Source organism: Enterobacter sp. Ap-1006 (genome assembly GCF_011752835.1).
GTDB lineage: Bacteria > Pseudomonadota > Gammaproteobacteria > Enterobacterales > Enterobacteriaceae > Cedecea.
Genome location: NZ_VWWU01000023.1, coordinates 1 through 558, shown reverse-complemented (window position 1 = coordinate 558; position 558 = coordinate 1). Strand labels below are relative to the sequence as shown.

The window sequence follows — 558 nt, the reverse complement described above, 5'->3', positions numbered from 1 at the left end:
GGGTTGCAAAAGAAGTAGGTAGCTTAACCTTCGGGAGGGCGCTTACCACTTTGTGATTCATGACTGGGGTGAAGTCGTAACAAGGTAACCGTAGGGGAACCTGCGGTTGGATCACCTCCTTACCTAAAAGATACAACCCGCGTAGTGCTCACACAGATTGTCTGATAGATGTAGAGAAGCAAGGCGTCTTGCGATTGAGACTTACACGTCCCCTTCGTCTAGAGGCCCAGGACACCGCCCTTTCACGGCGGTAACAGGGGTTCGAATCCCCTAGGGGACGCCACTTGCTGGTATGTAAGTGAAAGTTGCGTGCCGTTATATCTCAAAGCTGACTTGAAAGAGTCATGTTTGAGATATTTGCTCTTTAACAATCCGGAACAAGCTGAAAATTGAAACGACATGTCGTCTTATTCTTCCGTAATAAAGAATAAGGTTAAGACATGTTCGAGTCTCTCAAATTTTCACAACAGCGATTGTGTCTTACGAGACATCTTCGGGTTGTGAGGTTAAGCGACTAAGCGTACACGGTGGATGCCCTGGCAGTCAGAGGCGATGAAG

At 47.7% G+C, this 558-nt stretch carries 1 tRNA gene and 1 rRNA gene; both read left to right on the top strand.

Annotated features, from left to right (window positions below):
* Positions 1–122: ribosomal RNA gene (locus tag F3J28_RS22305) — 16S ribosomal RNA — on the top strand; the annotation flags it as partial.
* An 85-nt stretch (positions 123–207) separates the two neighbouring features.
* Positions 208–283: transfer RNA gene (locus F3J28_RS22300), tRNA-Glu, on the top strand.
* The last annotated feature ends 275 nt before the right edge of the window (positions 284–558 follow it).